The organism is Janthinobacterium aestuarii, assembly GCF_046113285.1.
GTDB lineage: Bacteria > Pseudomonadota > Gammaproteobacteria > Burkholderiales > Burkholderiaceae_D > Janthinobacterium.
The window spans coordinates 1761462-1778705 of record NZ_CP142524.1 but is presented as its reverse complement, the minus strand read 5'-3'; the positions used below and the strand labels follow the sequence as shown (position 1 = coordinate 1778705).

Here is a 17244-nt window from a genome sequence, read left to right as displayed (position 1 = left end):
AGGCGGACAGTGGGGTGACGCCGCCTGCGCTGGTGCAGCGCGGCTCGCGCGAAGGAGTGCGAGATGAACGAAGCCTATGCCACGGACCGGCTTGACAAACAGCAAAGCGCGAACAATGCTGTACGCATGGAAGCGCGCCTGACAAAACTGGAAACGGACCGGGAACATGACCGGCTATGGTTCAAGACCCTGGAACAGCGTCTTGGCGAAGGCCTGGACAACGTGCGTGCGGAATTGCGCGACGAGTCGCAGCTGCTGCGGGCCGACCTGACGCAATTTCGCGGCGACCTGCGCGGCGACTGCCACGCCTTGCGCACGGAACTGGGCGACATCCGCAAACACATGCACACTCACTTCCTGTGGTTCATGGGCATCCAGGCCACCACCACGTTTGCCCTGCTGGGCCTGGGCGCCAAGGCGCTGCATATGTATTGAATTGTGAAAAAGGCAGGCGCGGTGCCGCACCGCCCTGCCCTGTGTTTACGCTGACGCAAACTACTGCGCTGCCAGCATGCTCTGCGTTTCCTGATAGCGCGTATGCCACGACAGCGCCTGTTCCAGGATGTGCGGCGTATGGCCACCGCGCTGGCATGCCGCGTCGTAATACGCGCGCAATTGATCGCGGTAAGCGGGATGCGTGCAGCGCTCGATGATCAAGGGCGCCCGTTCGCGCGGCGCCAGGCCGCGCAAGTCCGCATAGCCCCACTCCGTCACCAGCACGTCGACGTCATGCTCCGTATGGTCGACATGCGAGACCATCGGCACGACGCTGGAAATGCGCCCGCCCTTGGCCGCCGATTTCGACACAAACATCGACACTTGCCCGTTGCGCGCGAAGTCGCCCGAGCCGCCGATGCCGTTCATCATGTGCGTGCCGCACACGTGCGTGGAATTGACGTTGCCATAGATATCGAACTCCAGCGCCGTATTCAGGGCGATGATGCCCAGGCGGCGCACGATTTCCGGATGGTTGCTGATCTCTTGCGGGCGCAGCACGATTTTCGAGCGGTAATGGTCGATATTGTCCATCAACTTCTGGTGCACGGCGGCCGACAGGGTGATCGACGAAGCCGAGGCGAACGCCAGCTGGCCCGAATCGAGCAGTTCGATGGCGCTGTCCTGCAGCACTTCCGAATACATCGTCATGTTCTGGAAGGGCGAACCGATCAGGCCGTGCAGCACGGCGTTGGCGATGGTGCCGATACCCGCCTGCAGCGGCAGCAATTCCGGCCCCATGCGCCCGGCCGCCACTTCGCCTTCGAGGAAGGCAATCACATGGCCGGCGATCGCCTGCGTTTCCGCGTCGGGCGGCAAGGCGTTCGACGGGCTGTCGGGGCTGTCCGTGATGACGATGGCGGCGATGCGGGCCGGGTCGATGGCGATGGCTGTGCTGCCCAGGCGCTGGTCGACACGCGTGAGGGGAATCGGTTCCCGGCCCGGCAAGGTATGCGGAATATAGATGTCGTGCAAGCCTTCCAGCGCCAGCGGCGTGGACAGGTTGATTTCGATGATGACTTGCTTCGCCTGCTGGGCGAAGGCGGCGGAGTTGCCCACCGACATGGTCGGGATGATGGCGCCGGCCGCCGTGATGGCCGTCGCTTCGATGACGGCGATGTCGACGGCAGCCAGGTTGCCCGAGCGCAGCTGCTCAGCCGTTTCCGACAGATGCTGGTCGATGAACATGACTTCGCCCTTGTTGATCTTGCCGCGCAAGACCGGGTCGACCTGGAACGGCATGCGGCGCGCCAGCACGCCCGCTTCGGCCATCAGGCCGTCGCTGCCATTGCCCAGCGAAGCGCCCGTGATCAGGGTCAGGCTCAAGGGGTCTTGCAGGGCACGCTCGGCCAGGGCGCGCGGCAAGGCCTTGGCGTCGCCGGCACGGGTAAAGCCGCTCATGCCTACACGCATGCCGCTGTGGAACAATTTGGCTGCCTCATCGGCGCTCATGATTTTGCTGAGCAAGCCTGGGTGGCGGATACGGTCCTCGTACATCGTGATGCTCCTGATATTCTTAATATTCTCAAACTGGATGGCTGTCATACACCAACCCCATAAGTGGTTTCAGTATAAAATCCCGCTTACATGCATGGCATGAATTAATTTCGCCACATCCAGTCGATATTTTCATGTCGCGCCACTGCCGAGCACCCTCTTGGATATCCGTTCCCTGCGCTATTTCGTCGAAACCGTGCGCCTGTCGAGCTTTACGCAGGCGGCCGAATCGCTGCACCTGACCCAGTCGACCATCAGCAAGATGGTGCGCCAGCTGGAAGATGAAGTGGGCGCGCAGCTGCTGGTGCGCGACGGGCGCAAGCTGACCCTGACGGACACGGGCCGCATCGTCTACCAGCACGGCCAGGAAATGCTGGCAAACATGCGCCAGCTGACCCTGGAAGTGCGCGATACCCAGGCCTTGCAGCGCGGCAGCCTGACGGTGGGCATCCCGCCCATGATCAATGTGCTGTTTACCCCTGTATTAAAAGCCTTCCGCGCGCGCCATCCGCACATCAGCCTGACCCTGCAGGAAGACACGGGCCAGCAGATCGAACGCAAGGTGGCGGCCGGCGAACTGGAAATCGGCATGACGGTGCTGCCGGCCGACCCGGAACTCGACCTCGTGGCCGTGGAAGTGGCCAGCTACCCGATCTGGGCCTTGGCCGAGCCGGGCACGTTCCAGAAAAACCGCACGACGCTGCCCTTCAAGGCGCTGGCCGAGCTGCCGCTGGTCTTACTCAAGGATGATTTCGCGCTCACGCGCAGCCTGCGCCAGCATTTCGCGCAGGCGGGCTTCGCGCCAACCATCGCCGCGCAGAGCGGCCAGTGGGACTGGCTGGTGGCGATGGCCTCGGCGGGACTGGGCGTGGCCCTGCTGCCCGAGCCGTTCATCCACCGCCTGGCCGGCGAACCGTTGGAGGCGGTGCGCATCGTCGAGCCGGAGGTGGCGTGGCAGGTGGCGCACGTCTGGAGCGGGCGCTATCTGTCGCACGCGGCGCGCGCCTGGCTCGAGGTGTGCCAGGACGTGCTGGGCACGCAGTTCGCGCACTGACGTAATAAAGGGTGGCCGAGGCCACCCTTTATATTGATAACGCTACCTTGCTTACTTGGCGTCGTCGCTGTACATGCTCGCGTACTTCCAGCCGAAGTACAAAATAAACGTGTAGCACAGGGCCGGCACGAGGAACGACAGCTGCAGGTTGATGTGGTCGGCCAGGAAGCCCTGGATGAACGGCACGATGGCGCCGCCGACGATGGCCATGCACAGGATGCCCGAACCTTGCCCCGTTTGCGCGCCCAGCTTGTTCAAGGCCATGCTGAAGATGGTCGGGAACATGATGGAGTTGAACAGGCCGACGGCGATCAATGCCCACATGGCCGTGTGACCGCTGGAGAACACGGCGACGAGGATCAGCGCGATGACGACGGCGGCGTTGAAGGCCAGAGTCTTGCCCGGGCTGACATAGCGCATCACGGCAAAGCCGACGAAGCGGCCCAGCATGGCGCCACCCCAGTAATAGCTGACGAAATAGGCGGCGTCTGCGTGGCTGAGGCCCGCGATGTGGCTCTCGCCCAGGAAGTTGATCAGGAAGCTGCCGATGCTCACTTCACCGCCCACGTACAGGAAGATGGCCAGCGCGCCCAGCACCAGGTGGCGGTGCGACCAGATCGAGACCTTGTTGCCGTCCTGCGCCAGGGCGGCCGCATCGTCGGCATGCGAAATCTTCGGCAGTTTGGCCAGCGCGAACAGCACGGCCAGGATCACCAGGGTGGCAGCCAGTACCAGGTACGGGCCTTGCACGGAAGCGGCTTCCTTGGCGCGGTAGGCCAGTTGCTCGGCCGCCGGCAGCAGGTCGAACTGCTGCACCGTCAGCACGGTGCCGGACAAAATCAGCATGCCGCCCAGCGCAGGCGCCACGGTGGTGCCCAGCGCATTGAACGCCTGCGTCAGGGTCAATCGGCTCGACGCCGTCTGCGGGTCGCCCAGTTCCGTCACGTACGGGTTGGCGGCCACCTGCAGCACGGTGATGCCGGCCGCCAGGATGAAGAAGGACAACAGGAACAGCGCATAGCTGCCGGTCGAGGCCGGGTAGAACATGGCGCAGCCGGCGGCGGCGATCAGCAGGCCGGCGACGACGCCGCGCTGGTAGCCGATTTTCTTGATCAGCATGCCGGCGGGCAGCGAAACGATGGCGTAGGCGCCAAAGAAGCAGAACTGCACCAGCATCGCCTGGACATAGGTCAAGGTGTAGATCGAGCGCAGATGGGGAATCAGCACATCATTAAGCGAGGTCAGCAGTCCCCACATGAAAAACAGGACCGTGACAATGATCAGGGCGCCTGTATTGTTTTGCGTGCCGGCCTGCGCGGACTGGACGCCCTGGCCTTGCTTTACGTATTCCATACCTTCTCCATTTTTCAATTCCAAGTTGATCTTGCCAGGCATGGAAGCGTTTCCACCCGGGCAGCACCAGGACGCGCAAGCGCCACGCAGATATCAGCGTGGGCCATGACTGCCATCAACGAAATGGGGCAGGCTTGGCGCTTCTTGCGCGCGGCAGGCGCACGGCCGACCGTTTCTCGCCAGAATGATGTCTTGTGGGCGCGGCACGCCTGCGGGCTGCGTCTGAAAACAACATTCGGGGCAAAACAGTCTTGTAGTAAAACTACGATACTGCGCCCGCATTATGCCTTAAAGCCCCGTATTGCGCAGCTTTCCCGGCTGTTATTTCAAAATTGAATAGCTGACATTTGAAATCAAAAGTAGCCTTATAACTTGGAGTCGCTATACTTATATTGCAGTGCAGCACAACGCGGCACGCCACATAAGGAGTCTGCCATGTCTACCGCATTTACTTACCACACCACGCAAAACAGCAATATCGTCGCCACCCTGGTCCACGCCGCAAAACGCGTCGGTGCCTGGCTGAACCAAAGCAGCGACCGCCGCGAGCGCGCTTACGAAGAAGCCTACCTGGCCGAATCGACCGACCGTTACGATCTGGAATACCGCATGCGCGAACTGGCCCGTGCCAACCCGCAGCCAAGCTGGATGAGCGGTCTGAGCCGTTAAGAGTGCCGTAATACCCAGCCACTCGTCACAGCCCGTCATCGGCTGTTGCAACATCGATAGCGCCATCCTGCTCGCCTTGCGCTTGAGCACAGGATGGGCTATACAGGCGGGATGCAAACGCCCATTACCATCCTCGCCATCGCCGGCAGCCTGCGCGCCGCCTCGCTGAACACCGCCCTGCTGCGCGCCATTGCCCGGCTTGCCCCGCCGTCATTCGACATCCGCATCCATCCGGGACTCGGTGAACTGCCGCTGTTCAATCCTGACCTCGACGCCGACAGCCTGCCCGCCGTGACGGGTCTGCGCGACGCCATCCTGGCGGCCGACGTGCTGATGCTGGCCAGCCCCGAGTATGCGCACGGCGTGAGCGGGCCCATGAAGAATGCGCTGGATTGGATGGTGGGAAATGAATCGTTCATCGACAAGCCGCTGGTGCTGCTGAACGCCTCGCCGCGCGCCACGCACGCGCAGGCGGCACTGCGCGAAACGGTGCGCACCATGTCGGCGCGCCTGATCGACGAGGCCTGCATCAGCCTGCCCCTGCTGGGGTCGGGACTCGATGCGGACGGCATCGCCGCAGACCCGGCATTGCGCCGGGCCATCCTCGATATGTTGCAGCGCATCAGGTCATTTTCATGACCGTCTGCACGTTTTACTATCAATTCATCTAGTTTTACTACGTACTTCTACGGACCGCTCAATGCGGGATCATGCCGGTGAACACATACGCTTGCAGCATGGTGATGATGCCGATGATCACGGCAAACAACAGGCTGTGCTTCAAGGTGAAGCGGAACAGATCCGATTCCTTGCCCACCAGCCCCGTTGCCGCGCAGGCGACGGCGATCGACTGGGGCGAGATCATCTTCGCCGTCACGCCGCCCGTCGTATTGGCCGCCACCATCAAGGTGTCGGACACGCCGATCTGGTGCGCCGTCGTGTTTTGCAGCGAGCAGAACAAGGCGTTCGACGACGTGTCGGAACCCGTCAGGAAGACGCCCAGCCAGCCCAGGAATGGCGAGAAGAACGGGAAGGCGGCGCCGCTGCCGGCCAGCAGCAGGGCCAGCGTGGACGACATGCCCGAGTAATTGGCAACGAAGGCAAACGCCAGCACCAGGCCGATCGACAGCACGGGACGGCGCAATTCCACCACGGTTTCCACGAACGCCTTGACGCCATCGCGCGGCTTCATGCGCAGCATCAGCATCGACAATACGGCCGTCAGCAAGATCGCCGTGCCCACGGCCGACAGCATATCGAGCTTGAACACGGCGTCATACGCTTTCGGTTCCGCCACGATGGGCATCGTCTTCATCACCAGTTTATCGAGATAGGGCACGTGAATCTTGATGACCAGGCCAGACAAGGCACCGCCGGCGGCAAACAGGGCCTTGAAGCCGGGCAGGCTCCACACGGTGACGATGGCCGTCAACAGGCCGAACGGCGCCCAGGCACGCATGGTCTGCGCCGTCGTGTAAGGGGAAGCGGCGCGGTTGCCGCCGCCGCGCAGGTCCACAGCACCGCCCGCGCCGCCAAAACCGGACAGCGCGGCCGTGCCGCCGCCGACGGCGTGGGCCACTTTCGCATTCTTCGGCTGCCACACCTTCAGGAACAGGGTCAGCGACACCAGGCTGACGAGGGCCGAGGTAATGTCCGGCAGTTCAGGGCCGATATGGTTCGACGTGAAATACTGGGTCACTGCAAAACTCAAACCCGTCACCAGGGCGGCCGGCCATACTTCGCGCACGCCGCGCAAGCCATCCATCATGAAGACCAGCCAGAACGGCACCAGCAGCGACAGCAACGGCAACTGGCGGCCCGCCATGGCGCCGATCAGGAAGGGGTCGATGCCCGTCACCTGGCCCGCCACGATGATGGGAATACCCATGGCGCCGAAGGCCACGGGCGCCGTATTGGCGATCAGGCACAGGCCCGCCGCATACAGCGGATTGAAGCCCAGGCCCACCAGCAAGGCCGAAGTGATGGCCACGGGCGCGCCGAAACCGGCCGCCCCTTCCAGGAAGGCGCCGAAGGCAAAGCCGATCAAGAGCACCTGCAGGCGCTGGTCGTCCGTCACCGACAGCACGGAGGCGCGGATGATCTCGATCTGCCCCGTCTTCACGACGATTTTATACAGGAAGACAGCCGTGACGATGATCCAGGCGATGGGCCACAAGCCATACGCAAAACCGTAACCGGCCGCAGCCAGCGCCTGCGGCACGGGCATGCCGTACGCGAAGATGGCCACCGCCAGCGCCAGCGCCAGGGTGACGGCGGCCGCCACGTGGCCCTTGATGCGCAGCGCCGCCAGGGCGATGAAGAAGAAAATAATGGGCACGGCTGCCGCCAGCGACGACAGCCACAAGCTGCCGAGCGGTGTATAAAGTTGGGTCCAGGTTTGCATGTCGGGTCTCCTCCGGTGGATGCGGGTTGAATGAAAAAACGGCTTTTGATGTAATTGTGTGCAGCGTGTTTTTTGCGGTATGGCGGGGCGTCGCTATTCTTCCTGCCCCCGTGCGTTGAGCAGGTCGGCCAGGCTGCGCGGCGCCGGCGTCAACGGCTTGCGGTGCTGCGTCCAGCCCAGCTGCGCGCGCGGCGTCAGCATCCGCAGCCGAGTGGCGGCCCAGCGGAACAGGCGGTAGCTGGCGGGACGCGCGAAGGCGCCGCTCCAGAAGCGCCAGATCAGGCTTTCGCCGCGGCTGAACTTGGCCCCCTGCCCGCGCAGCGGATGGCTGACTTCCTCGTTCGGATTGCGGTTCGCCTCCGTGCGCAGGCGCACCAGCAGCTGCGGAATCGGGATGCGCACGGGGCACACTTCACCGCAGGCGCCGCACAGGCTCGACGCGGTGGCCAGGTCCGCCGTCGCGGCGAGTCCCAGCAAGTGGGGCGAGATGATCTTGCCGATCGGCCCCGGATACGTGGTGCCGTAGGCGTGACCGCCGATGCGCGTGTAAACGGGACAGTGGTTCATGCAGGCGCCGCAGCGGATGCATTGCAGGGTGGCGCGCAGCTGCTCGTCGGCATAGGCCTGGCTGCGACCGTTATCGAGCAGCACCAGGTGCACTTCGCGCGGACCATCCTGCTCACCAGCGCGGCGCGGGCCGGAAATCAGGTTGAAATACGTGGTGATGGCCTGCCCCGTCGCCGAACGCGTCAGCAGGCTCGCCAGCGGCACGATGTGTTCGAGCCTGGCGACCACCTTTTCCATGCCCATGATGGCGATGTGGATCTCCGGCACGGACGTCGTCAGCCGGCCATTGCCCTCGTTTTCCACCAGCCACAGGGTGCCCGTGTCGGCCGCCGCGAAGTTCACGCCCGACAGGCCGATGTCCGCCTCGACGAAAGCCTGGCGCAGGGCGCGCCGCCCCGTCTGAATCAGGCTGTCGACGTCTTCCGTGTAGGGCGCATCGGGAATGTGCTCGGCGAACAGGCCGGCGATGTCGGCCTTGGTCTTGTGGATGGCCGGCATGACGATGTGCGACGGCTTTTCGCCTGCCAGCTGGACGATGTACTCGCCCATGTCCGACTCCAGGCAGCGCATGCCGCGCGCTTCCAGGTAGTGATTGAGCTCGACTTCCTCGCTGGCCATCGACTTGCCCTTGATGAAGCGCGTCGCCTGATTGCGCTGTGCGATGGCGTGGATGATGGCGTTGGCCTGCTCGCCATCCTCGGCCCAGTGCACCTGCACGCCGGCCGCTGTCAGCCGCTCCTCCAGCTGCACCAGCAAATCGGGCAGGCGCGCCAGCGCGTGCCGGCGCACGGCTTCGCCGATGTCGCGCAGGCGTTCCAGCTCGTCGCCGTCGGGAAATTGGGCGCTGCGCTTGTCCTGTAAAAAATCCATGGCGCCGCGAAAGCTCTGGCGCAGCTTCGGGTCGTCCAGCGCGGCGCGGGCGCGCGCATGAAAGTCGGCCGGCTTGACGAATTGCAGGGGCTTGGCGCTCATGGCTGGCCTCCTTCATGGGCTGGCAAGTCGTCGATGATCAATACCCACAGCCAGCGCGGGCCGTGCGCGCCATACGCGAGGGTTTGCTGGATATCCGACGTTTTCGAGGGTCCCGACACCAGCACCAGGTTGGCCGGCATGCCGTCCGCCCAGCGTTCGGCGCGCGCCGCCGCGTGCAAGTCCACGTGCAGGCTGCTCGCATACACGAGGCAGATGTGCAAGGGCGGCGCCAAGGACACCGTGCGCGGCGTGGCCGCATCGGGCGCGATGACCAGGGTGCCCGTGGCGGCGATGCCGGAGCGCGCGACGGTCAACCCCGCGTCGACCGTGTCGAACAATTCGCCCTTCCACTGCGCCAGCGGACGGTCAAAAGACAGCGCTGACACGCCCTGCGGCAAGGCGGCGCGCAAGGCCTGCCCTTCGGCGCTGCCGGTATCGAGCAGCAAACGGTGCACACCGTGTTCACCGAGGCGCTGCGCCAGCAAGGCCGGCCAGGCATCCGCGCTCACGCAGTCGACTTCCGCGTGCGCAGCGCGCAAGGCTGCCTGCATGGCGGCTATCCTGTGCCGTGCCGGCAGCGGCGCGGCAGCGCGACGGGCCTGGTAGTGATTGTCGATGGCCGTATCGATGGTATCCACCGCTTCGGGCGCCGAGGGCGCGGCGGCGCGCAAACGCCCCAGCATGCGTTCGCGGGCAGTCAATGCCGTACTCATGGCGCGCCTCCCGTGCGGCGCCACAAAAAGCTGGCCAGGTGCTCGACGGGCAGCGGCGCGCCCTGGTGCTGGGCGGCGTGGCCGATATTGAGCAGGCAGCCGCAGTCGGCCGAGACGAGCCGGTCGCAGCCCGTGGCGCAGGCCGAGGCGATCTTGTCGCTGACCATGGCGCCGGAAATGTCCGGATGTTTTAGCGAAAACGTGCCGCCGAAACCGCAGCATTCCGATTCGCGCTGGTGCTCGGTGCGCGTCACGCCGGGCAAGGCGTCGAGCAGCGCCACGCCGTGGGTGCGCGTACCCATTTCGCGGCGCGCCCCGCACGAGGTATGCAGCACCACGTTTTCATCGGCCTGCCCGGCGCCGGCCAGGGCCAGGCCCGCCAGGTCAAGCTGCAGCACGCAGACAAGAAACTCGCTCAGTTCGTACACGCGCTCGGCCAGTTCCAGCGCCTTGGGACCGGCCACCGGGTCGTCCTGGAACAGCTGCGGCCAATGGTGGCGCATCATGCCGGCGCAGGAGCCGGACGGCACGATCACGGGCCACGGCTGCGCAAACAGGTCGAGCTGGGCGCGCGCCACGGCACGCGCCTGTTCCGGATTGCCGCTGCTGTAGGCGGGCTGGCCGCAACAGCTCTGGCCGCGCGGATAGTGCACCAGCAAGCCTTCCCGTTCCAGCAGGCGCACCGCGTCGAGCCCCGCCTGCGGCACGAACAGGTCGACCAGGCAGGTGGCGAACAGGTACACCTCGTGTGGTGATGGCGGATAGTGGCGCGGCTGGCGCGGGTCTGGCTGCATGAGTGTGTCTCCCCGGCGCTCTGTGTGTTGCTGCGGCGCCGCTGTGTGTTGTTAAGAATGACCGGTTCACGCATAATTCCAGCTTCCGCAAGCCACTTCAAATTGCTCGGACCACTTTAAAACAACACCGGAAGACATCGATGGCGACAGGCATGCAAACACGGGGCAGGGTCGAGATGGTGATGCGCAGGCTGGAGACGGCCCTGCTGGACGGCAGCTTGCCGGCGGGCGCGCAATTGCCGGCCGAACGCCTGCTGGCGCTGCAATATGGAGTCTCGCGCAACACCGTGCGCGAAGCGGTGCAGCGGCTGGCGGCGCGCGGCCTCGTGCGCAGCCGGCGCGGCGCCGGTGTGTTCGTGACGGATCAATTGCGCACCGGCATGGCGTCGCCGTGGAGCCAGTTGGTGGCCGACCACCCCGCCCTGCGCGACGACATCCTGGAATTTCGTCGCGTGCTGGAAGGGGCGACGGCCTATTTCGCGGCGCAGCGGGCCAACGGCGACGAGCGCGCGCAGATCATGGCGCTGCTGGCCGAACTGGAGCAGGCACGCGCCAGCGACGACAAGCACGGCGAGGCGCAGGCCGACGCGCGCCTGCATGAAGTCATCGCGCAGGCGTCGCACAACACCATGTTCTTGCACTTGCACACCAGCATCATCGGCATGCTGCGCGAACACATCACCATCAACGGCACGGGCTTGCGCCAGCAGGACGAGGCCACCTCGCTGCAGCTGCTGTCACAGCACCGCACGCTGTGCGAGGCCATCTGCTCCAGCCAGCCCGAGGAGGCGCGCACGGCCATGCAAAGCCACATCGATTTCGTGCGCACGCGCGTCACCAGCGATGACGACTGACGCCACTGGTAGGACCACAGTCCATGGCCACAGCGGCGGCGAAAGCTGCTAACATCGCGCGCCGCCATTGACTTCCTCCTGCCATGACCGTCCTCGTCCACACCCACCCGCTGGTGCTTCAGCTGGAAAACGACTTGCTGCCCCTGTTCCGCGCCGCCCTGCCCGCACTCGCGGCCGCCGCGCCAAGGGCGCTCGCCTCCGTATTCGCGTTTTCCAGCGGCACGGCCAGCGTCTTCCACGATTATCATTTCGGCATTTCCTGCCTGCTCGAGGACGTGCCCGACGATGCCCCGGAGGAAGTCGCCCTGCTGGTCAGCGTCACGGGACTCGAGTCGGGCGCCCGGCTCAGCGCACAGGTCGTCTGGGGCCAGCCTTCGGGCCAGGTGGAAACGCAGGCCGACCTGCCGGCGGGCGACCTGTCTGCCTTGCACGCGGCCCTGCCCGGCTTGCTGGCCAGCCTGCAGGAGGCAGCCAGCCGTGGCGGGCCGCGAATGTAACAAGCGCATGTAACAAGCGCATGAAAAAGTGCCGGGAAACAACAACTTACGTTTTCCGTAGCGCAACTTTGTTGACTTCCACTAGTCCCAACCCCTATCCTTTCAGTTAAGTTTGGCGAGAATATCTGCCCGTTCATGCGAGCCTGCAGGCAGGGTCCGCCTTGCCTCCACAAAAGTCCATTCCGCATTTTTATTGCAACCATCAGGGCAACGTGCCTGGACGGCCGCTGCCAGCAAATACGGAGCTGACTGCCATGCCATCGCATCACCATTTTCCTGGAACATCCTTGCTCGGCTGCCTCTTCCTGCTGGCCGCCCTGCCCGTGCAGGCGCAAAGCACGGACAGCCCTGCCGCCACCTTCAGCGCCAATGTCAGCCTCACTTCCCAATACATTTCGCGCGGCTTTCGCCAGACCTGGGGCAAGCCGGCGCTGCAGGCGGGGGCCGACTACGCGCACCCGAGCGGCTGGTCGCTCGGCACCTGGGCTTCCACCGTCAGCGACCGCTACATTCAAGACGCCACGGTCGAATGGGATCTGTACGGCGGCTACAGCGGCACGGTGGGCGAACTGGGCTACAGCGTGCTCGCGTATTACTACAAGTATCCGGGCGCCGTCTACCGCGCCACAGGCGTCAAGTATGACTATGGCGAACTGTCGCTGGGCCTCAGCTACAAGATGCTGTACGCCAAGTACAACCATACCGTCACGCCGGACTTCTTCGGCATCACGCATGCGCGCGGCACGGGCTACCTGGACGTGGGCGCGAATGTCGACCTGGGCAATGCCTGGACCTTGAACCTGCACGCCGGCAATGGCCGGGTGGCGGGCACGGGCAATGCCATCTGGAACTGGCGTGACGCCAAGGTGGGCGTCACCAGGGCCTTCGACGGCGGCTGGAGCGCCAGCGCGGCCGTGACGCGCGCCTGGGGCGCCACCGACGCCTACGACCATTACACCTTGGGCATCCCGAATGCGGCCGGCCAGTTCGACACGTCGAACCCGGCCGCGGCCACGCTGGTCGTGGCCATCAGCAAGACGTTCTAGGCGCGCCGCCCGCGACGCCCATGGCACCGATACCCCTCCCCATCAAGGAACAGCATCATGCAACTCTCACTGAACAGTAAAATCTGCGTCGCCGCCACCGCGCTCGCCGTCCTCAGCCTCGGCGTCACGGCGGCGGTGATCGGCTACAAGAGCAGCGCCAGCGCGGAAGCGGCCGCGCTGGACCTGGCGCGCACGTCGGCGCGCGAAGTGGCCGGCGCGCTGCAGGCGCGCATCGCCAGCAACCTGTCCAGCGTTTCCAGCCTGGCCGGCGCCATGCGCGGCACCAAGAGCGCCAGCCTGCCCCTGCAGCGCGAGCAGATCAATGAAATGACCAAGGCCACCCTGACCAGCTCGGAAGACTTGCTGGGCGCGGCCGTGACGTGGGAGCCGAACGCGCTCGACGGCAAGGATGCGGATTTCGCCAACCAGAAGCCGTACTACGACGCCAGCGGCCGCTTCATGCCCTACTGGACGCGGGGCGCCGGCGGCAAGCTGCAAGTCGAACCCATCGTCTTCGACCCGAAACCGGGCGCCAACGACTGGTATGACGTGCCCAAGCGCACGGGCAAGACTTACTTTACGGAACCGTACATCTACCCCGTCGACGGCAAGAATGTGCTGATGGCCTCGCTGGTGGCCCCCATCATGATCGACGGCAGCTTCAAGGGCGTGGCCAGCGCCGACTTCATGCTCACGCGCCTGGCGAAAATCCTGGCCGACCTGAAAGTGATCGAGGGCGGCAAGCTGGCCCTGATCTCGAACGGCGGCCTGTACGCGAGCCATCCCGTGCCTGAGCGTCTGGGCAAGAAGGCCGACGACGTGCCTGCGGCCGGCCTGGAAAAAGTGCGCCAGGGCCAGCCGTACGAATATGAAGACGGCCAGGGCTATATCCATTTGCTGCAGCCGCTGCAGATCCACCCCGATATCGCGCCCTGGAGCGTGGAACTGAACTTCCCGAAAAGCGTGGCCATCGCCTCGGCGCGCGACCTGATGATCTACACACTGATCGTCGCCCTGCTGTGCGCGGCGGCCACGGCCGGTATTTTGATCCTCGTCGTCAACCAGCTGACGCGCCCCCTGCGCACCCTGGGCCGCACCATGACGGACCTGTCGAGCGGCGACGCCGACCTGCGCGTCAAGCTGGAAGTCAAGGGGACCGACGAGCTGGCCGTCATCGGCAAGGGTTTCAACGCCTTCGTGGAAAAGATCCACGCCGTGCTGCTGCAAGTGCAAGCCAGCGCCGACAACGTGGCCCGCGCCAGCGCGGAAATTGCGCAAGGCAATAACGACCTGTCGGCCCGCACGGAGCAGCAAGCCAGTTCGCTCGAGGAAACGGCCGCTTCGGTGGAAGAACTGACGGGCACCGTCAAGGAAAACGCCGACCATGCGCGCCAGGCGAATCAACTGGCCGCTTCCGCATCGAGCGTGGCACAGAAGAGCGGCGAAGTGGTCGGCAAGGTCATCGAAACGATGACCTCGATCAACGACTCGTCGAACAAGATCGTCGACATCATCAGCGTGATCGACGGCATCGCCTTCCAGACGAATATCCTGGCCCTGAATGCGGCCGTGGAAGCAGCGCGCGCGGGCGAACAGGGCCGCGGTTTCGCCGTCGTCGCCACGGAAGTGCGCAACCTGGCGCAACGCTCGGCGGCCGCGGCCAAGGAAATCAAGCTGCTGATCGACGATTCGGTGGGCAAGGTCGCGGCCGGCAGCAAGCTCGTCGATGAAGCGGGCGCCACCATGGAACAGGTGGTCGACAGCGTGCGCAAGGTGACCGCCATCATGGCCGACATCAGCGTCGCCACCAACGAACAAAGCGACGGCATCGCCCAGGTCAACCAGGCGCTGGCGCAGATGGATGGCGTGACGCAGCAGAACGCGGCCCTGGTCGAGGAAGCGGCGGCGGCCGCCGAAAGCCTGCAAGACCAGGCCAGCCATCTGGCCGAGGTGGTCAGCGTGTTCAAGCTGGGCGAGCAGGTGCGCCAGACGGCGCCGGCAGCAACACCGGCGGCAGCCGTGGCTACACCACGCGCCGCGCCGCCAAAGACAGCATCACCGGCCAAGCGCCTGACCGTTGCCAAGCCCCCAGCGGCACAGCACGCGCCGGCCAAGGCACCGGCAGGAGATGACTGGGAAGAGTTTTAAGCCTGCCTTGCCTGGTCATTGCACGCTATCCTTGATGTAAATCAAGTGGCAAATACATTCGGTGAGAATTGCCCCTGAGCCATCCTTTTATACTGTTGCCGCGTCTACGGCACGCATGTTTGCCGGCATAAAAGGATGGGCATGAAAAAAATCGTAGCAGTATTATTGACATCAAGTACCGCACTGCTGGCTGGCTGCGGCGGTGGCGGCGGCAGCAGTGATGCAGGCAATGTCAATGCCGGCTCGACGCTGGCGCCCTACATCGGCACCTGGCAAGCGCCATGCGACGAGCATGAACGCCAGACCATGGTCGTCGCAGCCAAAGCCGACGGCAGCGGCGCGATGGAACTGACCTCCACCACCGAAACCTATCTCAAGACCGGCTGCAGCGGCACCTTGCTGGGCACGGAAACCATGACCGCGAAAATCACGGCGACACCGGATGGCGTGGCTGACGTTCTCGTCAAACTGACGGAGAATGGGGCCGCGAGCAACGTGCGCATCGACAAACTGAACCTGTCCATCCCCGCCTATAGCTTCAACGTCACGGGCCCCGGCGTGCAATACGTGAAGAAAGATGGCAAACAGCAATGGTGCATCGAATATGAAGGCGGCTCCACTTGCCTGCTCGACGAAGGCACACTCCCCGCGCAAACCATCAAAGGCGGCATCGTCTTGCGTGACAACACCCTCTACACCTTCTCGTATAACGGCAGCAGTTACGTGCCCGACATGCTGTATGTAAAAAAATAGGCTCAGTCATCGGCAAGTAGGGGAAATGACGGAATCTTCCCTTGGCGGTGCTGTCTGACTCTGCATATTCACCATGCGACTGGCTGCGGCCGTTTCACGGCGTGGCCACGCGCTACCTGCCGAACTACCTGGGCTGGCGCTGAATACCCGACGCCAGGCGCATCCGTTCACCAGAAACGTTACTGAAGGCAACACTGGGAGCGTTCCCACACCTGACGGTGACATAGCCCAAAAATAAACGCACGAGTAGCCGTGGAGCCGCCCGGCCCGCAGCTTGGCGCGGCGGCGCCATCTCGCCCGCCGCCTCGTAGACTCGAGTCCGTTAGCGAGCGTATGTGTAGAATCGAACATACTTTGCGTAAATAGAAAGCTATTCTGTTGAAAAACAGGAGCTTGCCATGTCGTCCCACGCTTTCCCCCTGCCGTCCCACGCTGCACTGAGCGCCCTGCTGCAGCAGCAGGACAGCGCCTTTCTCCCCATCGAAGGCTTGCGGCGCCTGCGCGATGCGGGCTTGGACCAGCTGCCCCTGCCCGGCCACGGCGCCACCCTGCTGCGCTGGCAAATGCTGGCCGCCATCGCCGCCATCGACCTGTCCCTGCTCAAGCTGTATGAGGGCCATACCGATGCGCTGGCCATCCTGGCTGAAATCGACGGCCCCGGCGTGCCGGCTGGCAGCAGCTGGGGCGTATGGTGCGCGGAAATGCCGGGCGCGCGCGTGCAATTGCAGCAGGCGGCCGATGGCCGCTATGTGCTCGATGGACGCAAGGCCTGGTGCTCCGGTGCACATGGCCTCAGCCATGCCTTGGTCAGCTGCTGGAATGAGGACGGCCAGGCTTGCCTGGCCTCGATAGCCCTGTCGCAGCCGGGCGTGCACGTCACGGACCAGGGCTGGCAAGCCGTCGGCATGGCCGCCTGCGCCAGCGTCGACGTGACCTTTTCCGCCGCGCGCGCCTTTCCCGTGGGCGCGCCGGGCGCATATCTGGCCCGTCCTGGCTTCTGGCATGGCGGCGCCGGCATCGCGGCCGCCTGGTACGGCGCCGCCTGCGCCATCGCCAGCCACCTGCACGCACGCGCGCAGCACGCCGCCCCCGATGCCGTGCGCCTGGCGCAGCTGGGCCAGATCGACTGTGCGCTGCGCGCCGCTGGCGCCCTGCTGCGCGAAGGCGCGGCGGAAATCGACGCCCATCCGCAGCGCGACGCCATGGGACTGGCCCTGCGCCTGCGCCTGGCCGTGGAAGATGCCGCCACGCTGGCCCTGCTGCTGACCACGCGCGCGCTGGGCGCCGGGCCCCTGTGCCGCGACGCCCGTTTCGCGCGATTGGCGGCCGACCTGCCCGTGTTCCTGCGCCAGAGCCATGCCGAGCGCGATCAGGCCGTGCTCGGCGGTATCGTCGCCGGCGCCGAAGACCATCCGTGGGCGCTATGAC

General features: G+C 64.8%; 17 protein-coding genes and 1 pseudogene. 12 read left to right on the top strand and 6 right to left on the bottom strand.

What is annotated here, in order from left to right:
• Positions 1 to 63 precede the first annotated feature (63 nt).
• A complete protein-coding gene (locus OX462_RS07940) occupies positions 64 to 435 on the top strand; it encodes a hypothetical protein (RefSeq protein WP_070219183.1) in 372 nt (123 codons plus the stop codon).
• A 60-nt stretch (positions 436 to 495) separates the two neighbouring features.
• Here the strand turns inward: OX462_RS07940 and OX462_RS07935 are convergent, their stop codons facing one another.
• Positions 496 to 1992 (bottom strand): succinyl-CoA:acetate CoA-transferase ScpC, encoded by a 1497-nt coding sequence (locus OX462_RS07935; protein WP_070219210.1) that lies wholly within the window; start codon positions 1990 to 1992, stop codon positions 496 to 498.
• 160 nt (positions 1993 to 2152) lie between these two features.
• On the opposite strand from OX462_RS07935, the gene OX462_RS07930 reads away from it, so the two are divergent.
• Complete coding sequence (locus tag OX462_RS07930) at positions 2153 to 3046, top strand: LysR substrate-binding domain-containing protein (RefSeq protein WP_409028146.1); 894 nt, start codon at positions 2153 to 2155, stop codon at positions 3044 to 3046.
• A 51-nt stretch (positions 3047 to 3097) separates the two neighbouring features.
• Here OX462_RS07930 and fucP read toward each other — a convergent pair whose 3' ends face one another.
• Complete coding sequence (gene fucP / locus OX462_RS07925; protein ID WP_070290605.1) at positions 3098 to 4399, bottom strand: L-fucose:H+ symporter permease; 1302 nt, start codon at positions 4397 to 4399, stop codon at positions 3098 to 3100.
• A gap of 105 nt (positions 4400 to 4504) precedes the next feature.
• On the opposite strand from fucP, the gene OX462_RS07920 reads away from it, so the two are divergent.
• The 3 genes from OX462_RS07920 to OX462_RS07910 all read left to right on the top strand — a co-directional run bounded on the left by OX462_RS07920 (position 4505) and on the right by OX462_RS07910 (position 5707).
• Positions 4505 to 4735, top strand: coding sequence for a hypothetical protein (locus OX462_RS07920; RefSeq protein WP_139143068.1), 231 nt, complete (start codon positions 4505 to 4507; stop codon positions 4733 to 4735).
• 99 nt (positions 4736 to 4834) lie between these two features.
• The gene (locus tag OX462_RS07915; RefSeq protein ID WP_080698581.1) at positions 4835 to 5068 is read left to right on the top strand and encodes a DUF3563 family protein; all 234 of its coding nucleotides are present in this window, start codon (positions 4835 to 4837) and stop codon (positions 5066 to 5068) included.
• 111 nt (positions 5069 to 5179) lie between these two features.
• Positions 5180 to 5707 (top strand): NADPH-dependent FMN reductase, encoded by a 528-nt coding sequence (locus tag OX462_RS07910; RefSeq protein ID WP_409028145.1) that lies wholly within the window; start codon positions 5180 to 5182, stop codon positions 5705 to 5707.
• Positions 5708 to 5765: 58 nt separating this feature from the next.
• On the opposite strand, the gene OX462_RS07905 is transcribed toward OX462_RS07910, so the two are convergent.
• The 4 genes from OX462_RS07905 to OX462_RS07890 form a co-directional block, all read right to left on the bottom strand.
• Positions 5766 to 7472 (bottom strand): lactate permease LctP family transporter, encoded by a 1707-nt coding sequence (locus tag OX462_RS07905; RefSeq protein WP_409028144.1) that lies wholly within the window; start codon positions 7470 to 7472, stop codon positions 5766 to 5768.
• A gap of 93 nt (positions 7473 to 7565) precedes the next feature.
• On the bottom strand, positions 7566 to 9011 hold the full coding sequence (locus OX462_RS07900; protein ID WP_409028143.1) for a LutB/LldF family L-lactate oxidation iron-sulfur protein: 1446 nt from the start codon (positions 9009 to 9011) through the stop codon (positions 7566 to 7568).
• Positions 9008 to 9724: a LutC/YkgG family protein gene (locus OX462_RS07895; RefSeq protein ID WP_409028142.1), complete on the bottom strand. Its 717-nt coding sequence runs from the start codon at positions 9722 to 9724 to the stop codon at positions 9008 to 9010. Before OX462_RS07895 ends, OX462_RS07900 begins: the two co-directional genes overlap by 4 nt.
• On the bottom strand, positions 9721 to 10518 hold the full coding sequence (locus OX462_RS07890) for a (Fe-S)-binding protein (protein ID WP_409028141.1): 798 nt from the start codon (positions 10516 to 10518) through the stop codon (positions 9721 to 9723). The genes OX462_RS07895 and OX462_RS07890 overlap by 4 nt, the downstream gene beginning before the upstream one ends.
• A gap of 152 nt (positions 10519 to 10670) precedes the next feature.
• Here OX462_RS07890 and OX462_RS07885 point away from each other — a divergent pair, with 152 nt between their 5' ends.
• The 7 genes and pseudogenes from OX462_RS07885 (at position 10671) to OX462_RS07855 (ending at position 17243) form a co-directional block, all read left to right on the top strand.
• Positions 10671 to 11372, top strand: coding sequence for a FadR/GntR family transcriptional regulator (locus tag OX462_RS07885; RefSeq protein ID WP_257218057.1), 702 nt, complete (start codon positions 10671 to 10673; stop codon positions 11370 to 11372).
• An 83-nt stretch (positions 11373 to 11455) separates the two neighbouring features.
• Positions 11456 to 11869 (top strand): hypothetical protein, encoded by a 414-nt coding sequence (locus OX462_RS07880; protein ID WP_099410092.1) that lies wholly within the window; start codon positions 11456 to 11458, stop codon positions 11867 to 11869.
• Between the two features lie 287 nt (positions 11870 to 12156).
• Positions 12157 to 12915, top strand: a complete 759-nt coding sequence (locus OX462_RS07875; protein WP_099410091.1) for a TorF family putative porin — start codon at positions 12157 to 12159, stop codon at positions 12913 to 12915.
• Positions 12916 to 12972: 57 nt separating this feature from the next.
• On the top strand, positions 12973 to 15063 hold the full coding sequence (locus OX462_RS07870) for a methyl-accepting chemotaxis protein (RefSeq protein WP_409028140.1): 2091 nt from the start codon (positions 12973 to 12975) through the stop codon (positions 15061 to 15063).
• A gap of 141 nt (positions 15064 to 15204) precedes the next feature.
• Positions 15205 to 15816: a hypothetical protein gene (locus OX462_RS07865; protein ID WP_409028139.1), complete on the top strand. Its 612-nt coding sequence runs from the start codon at positions 15205 to 15207 to the stop codon at positions 15814 to 15816.
• 80 nt (positions 15817 to 15896) lie between these two features.
• Positions 15897 to 16043 (top strand): annotated as a pseudogene (locus OX462_RS07860) (IS1595 family transposase); the annotation flags it as partial.
• Positions 16044 to 16214: 171 nt separating this feature from the next.
• The gene (locus OX462_RS07855; protein WP_409028138.1) at positions 16215 to 17243 is read left to right on the top strand and encodes an acyl-CoA dehydrogenase family protein; all 1029 of its coding nucleotides are present in this window, start codon (positions 16215 to 16217) and stop codon (positions 17241 to 17243) included.
• The last annotated feature ends 1 nt before the right edge of the window (position 17244 follow it).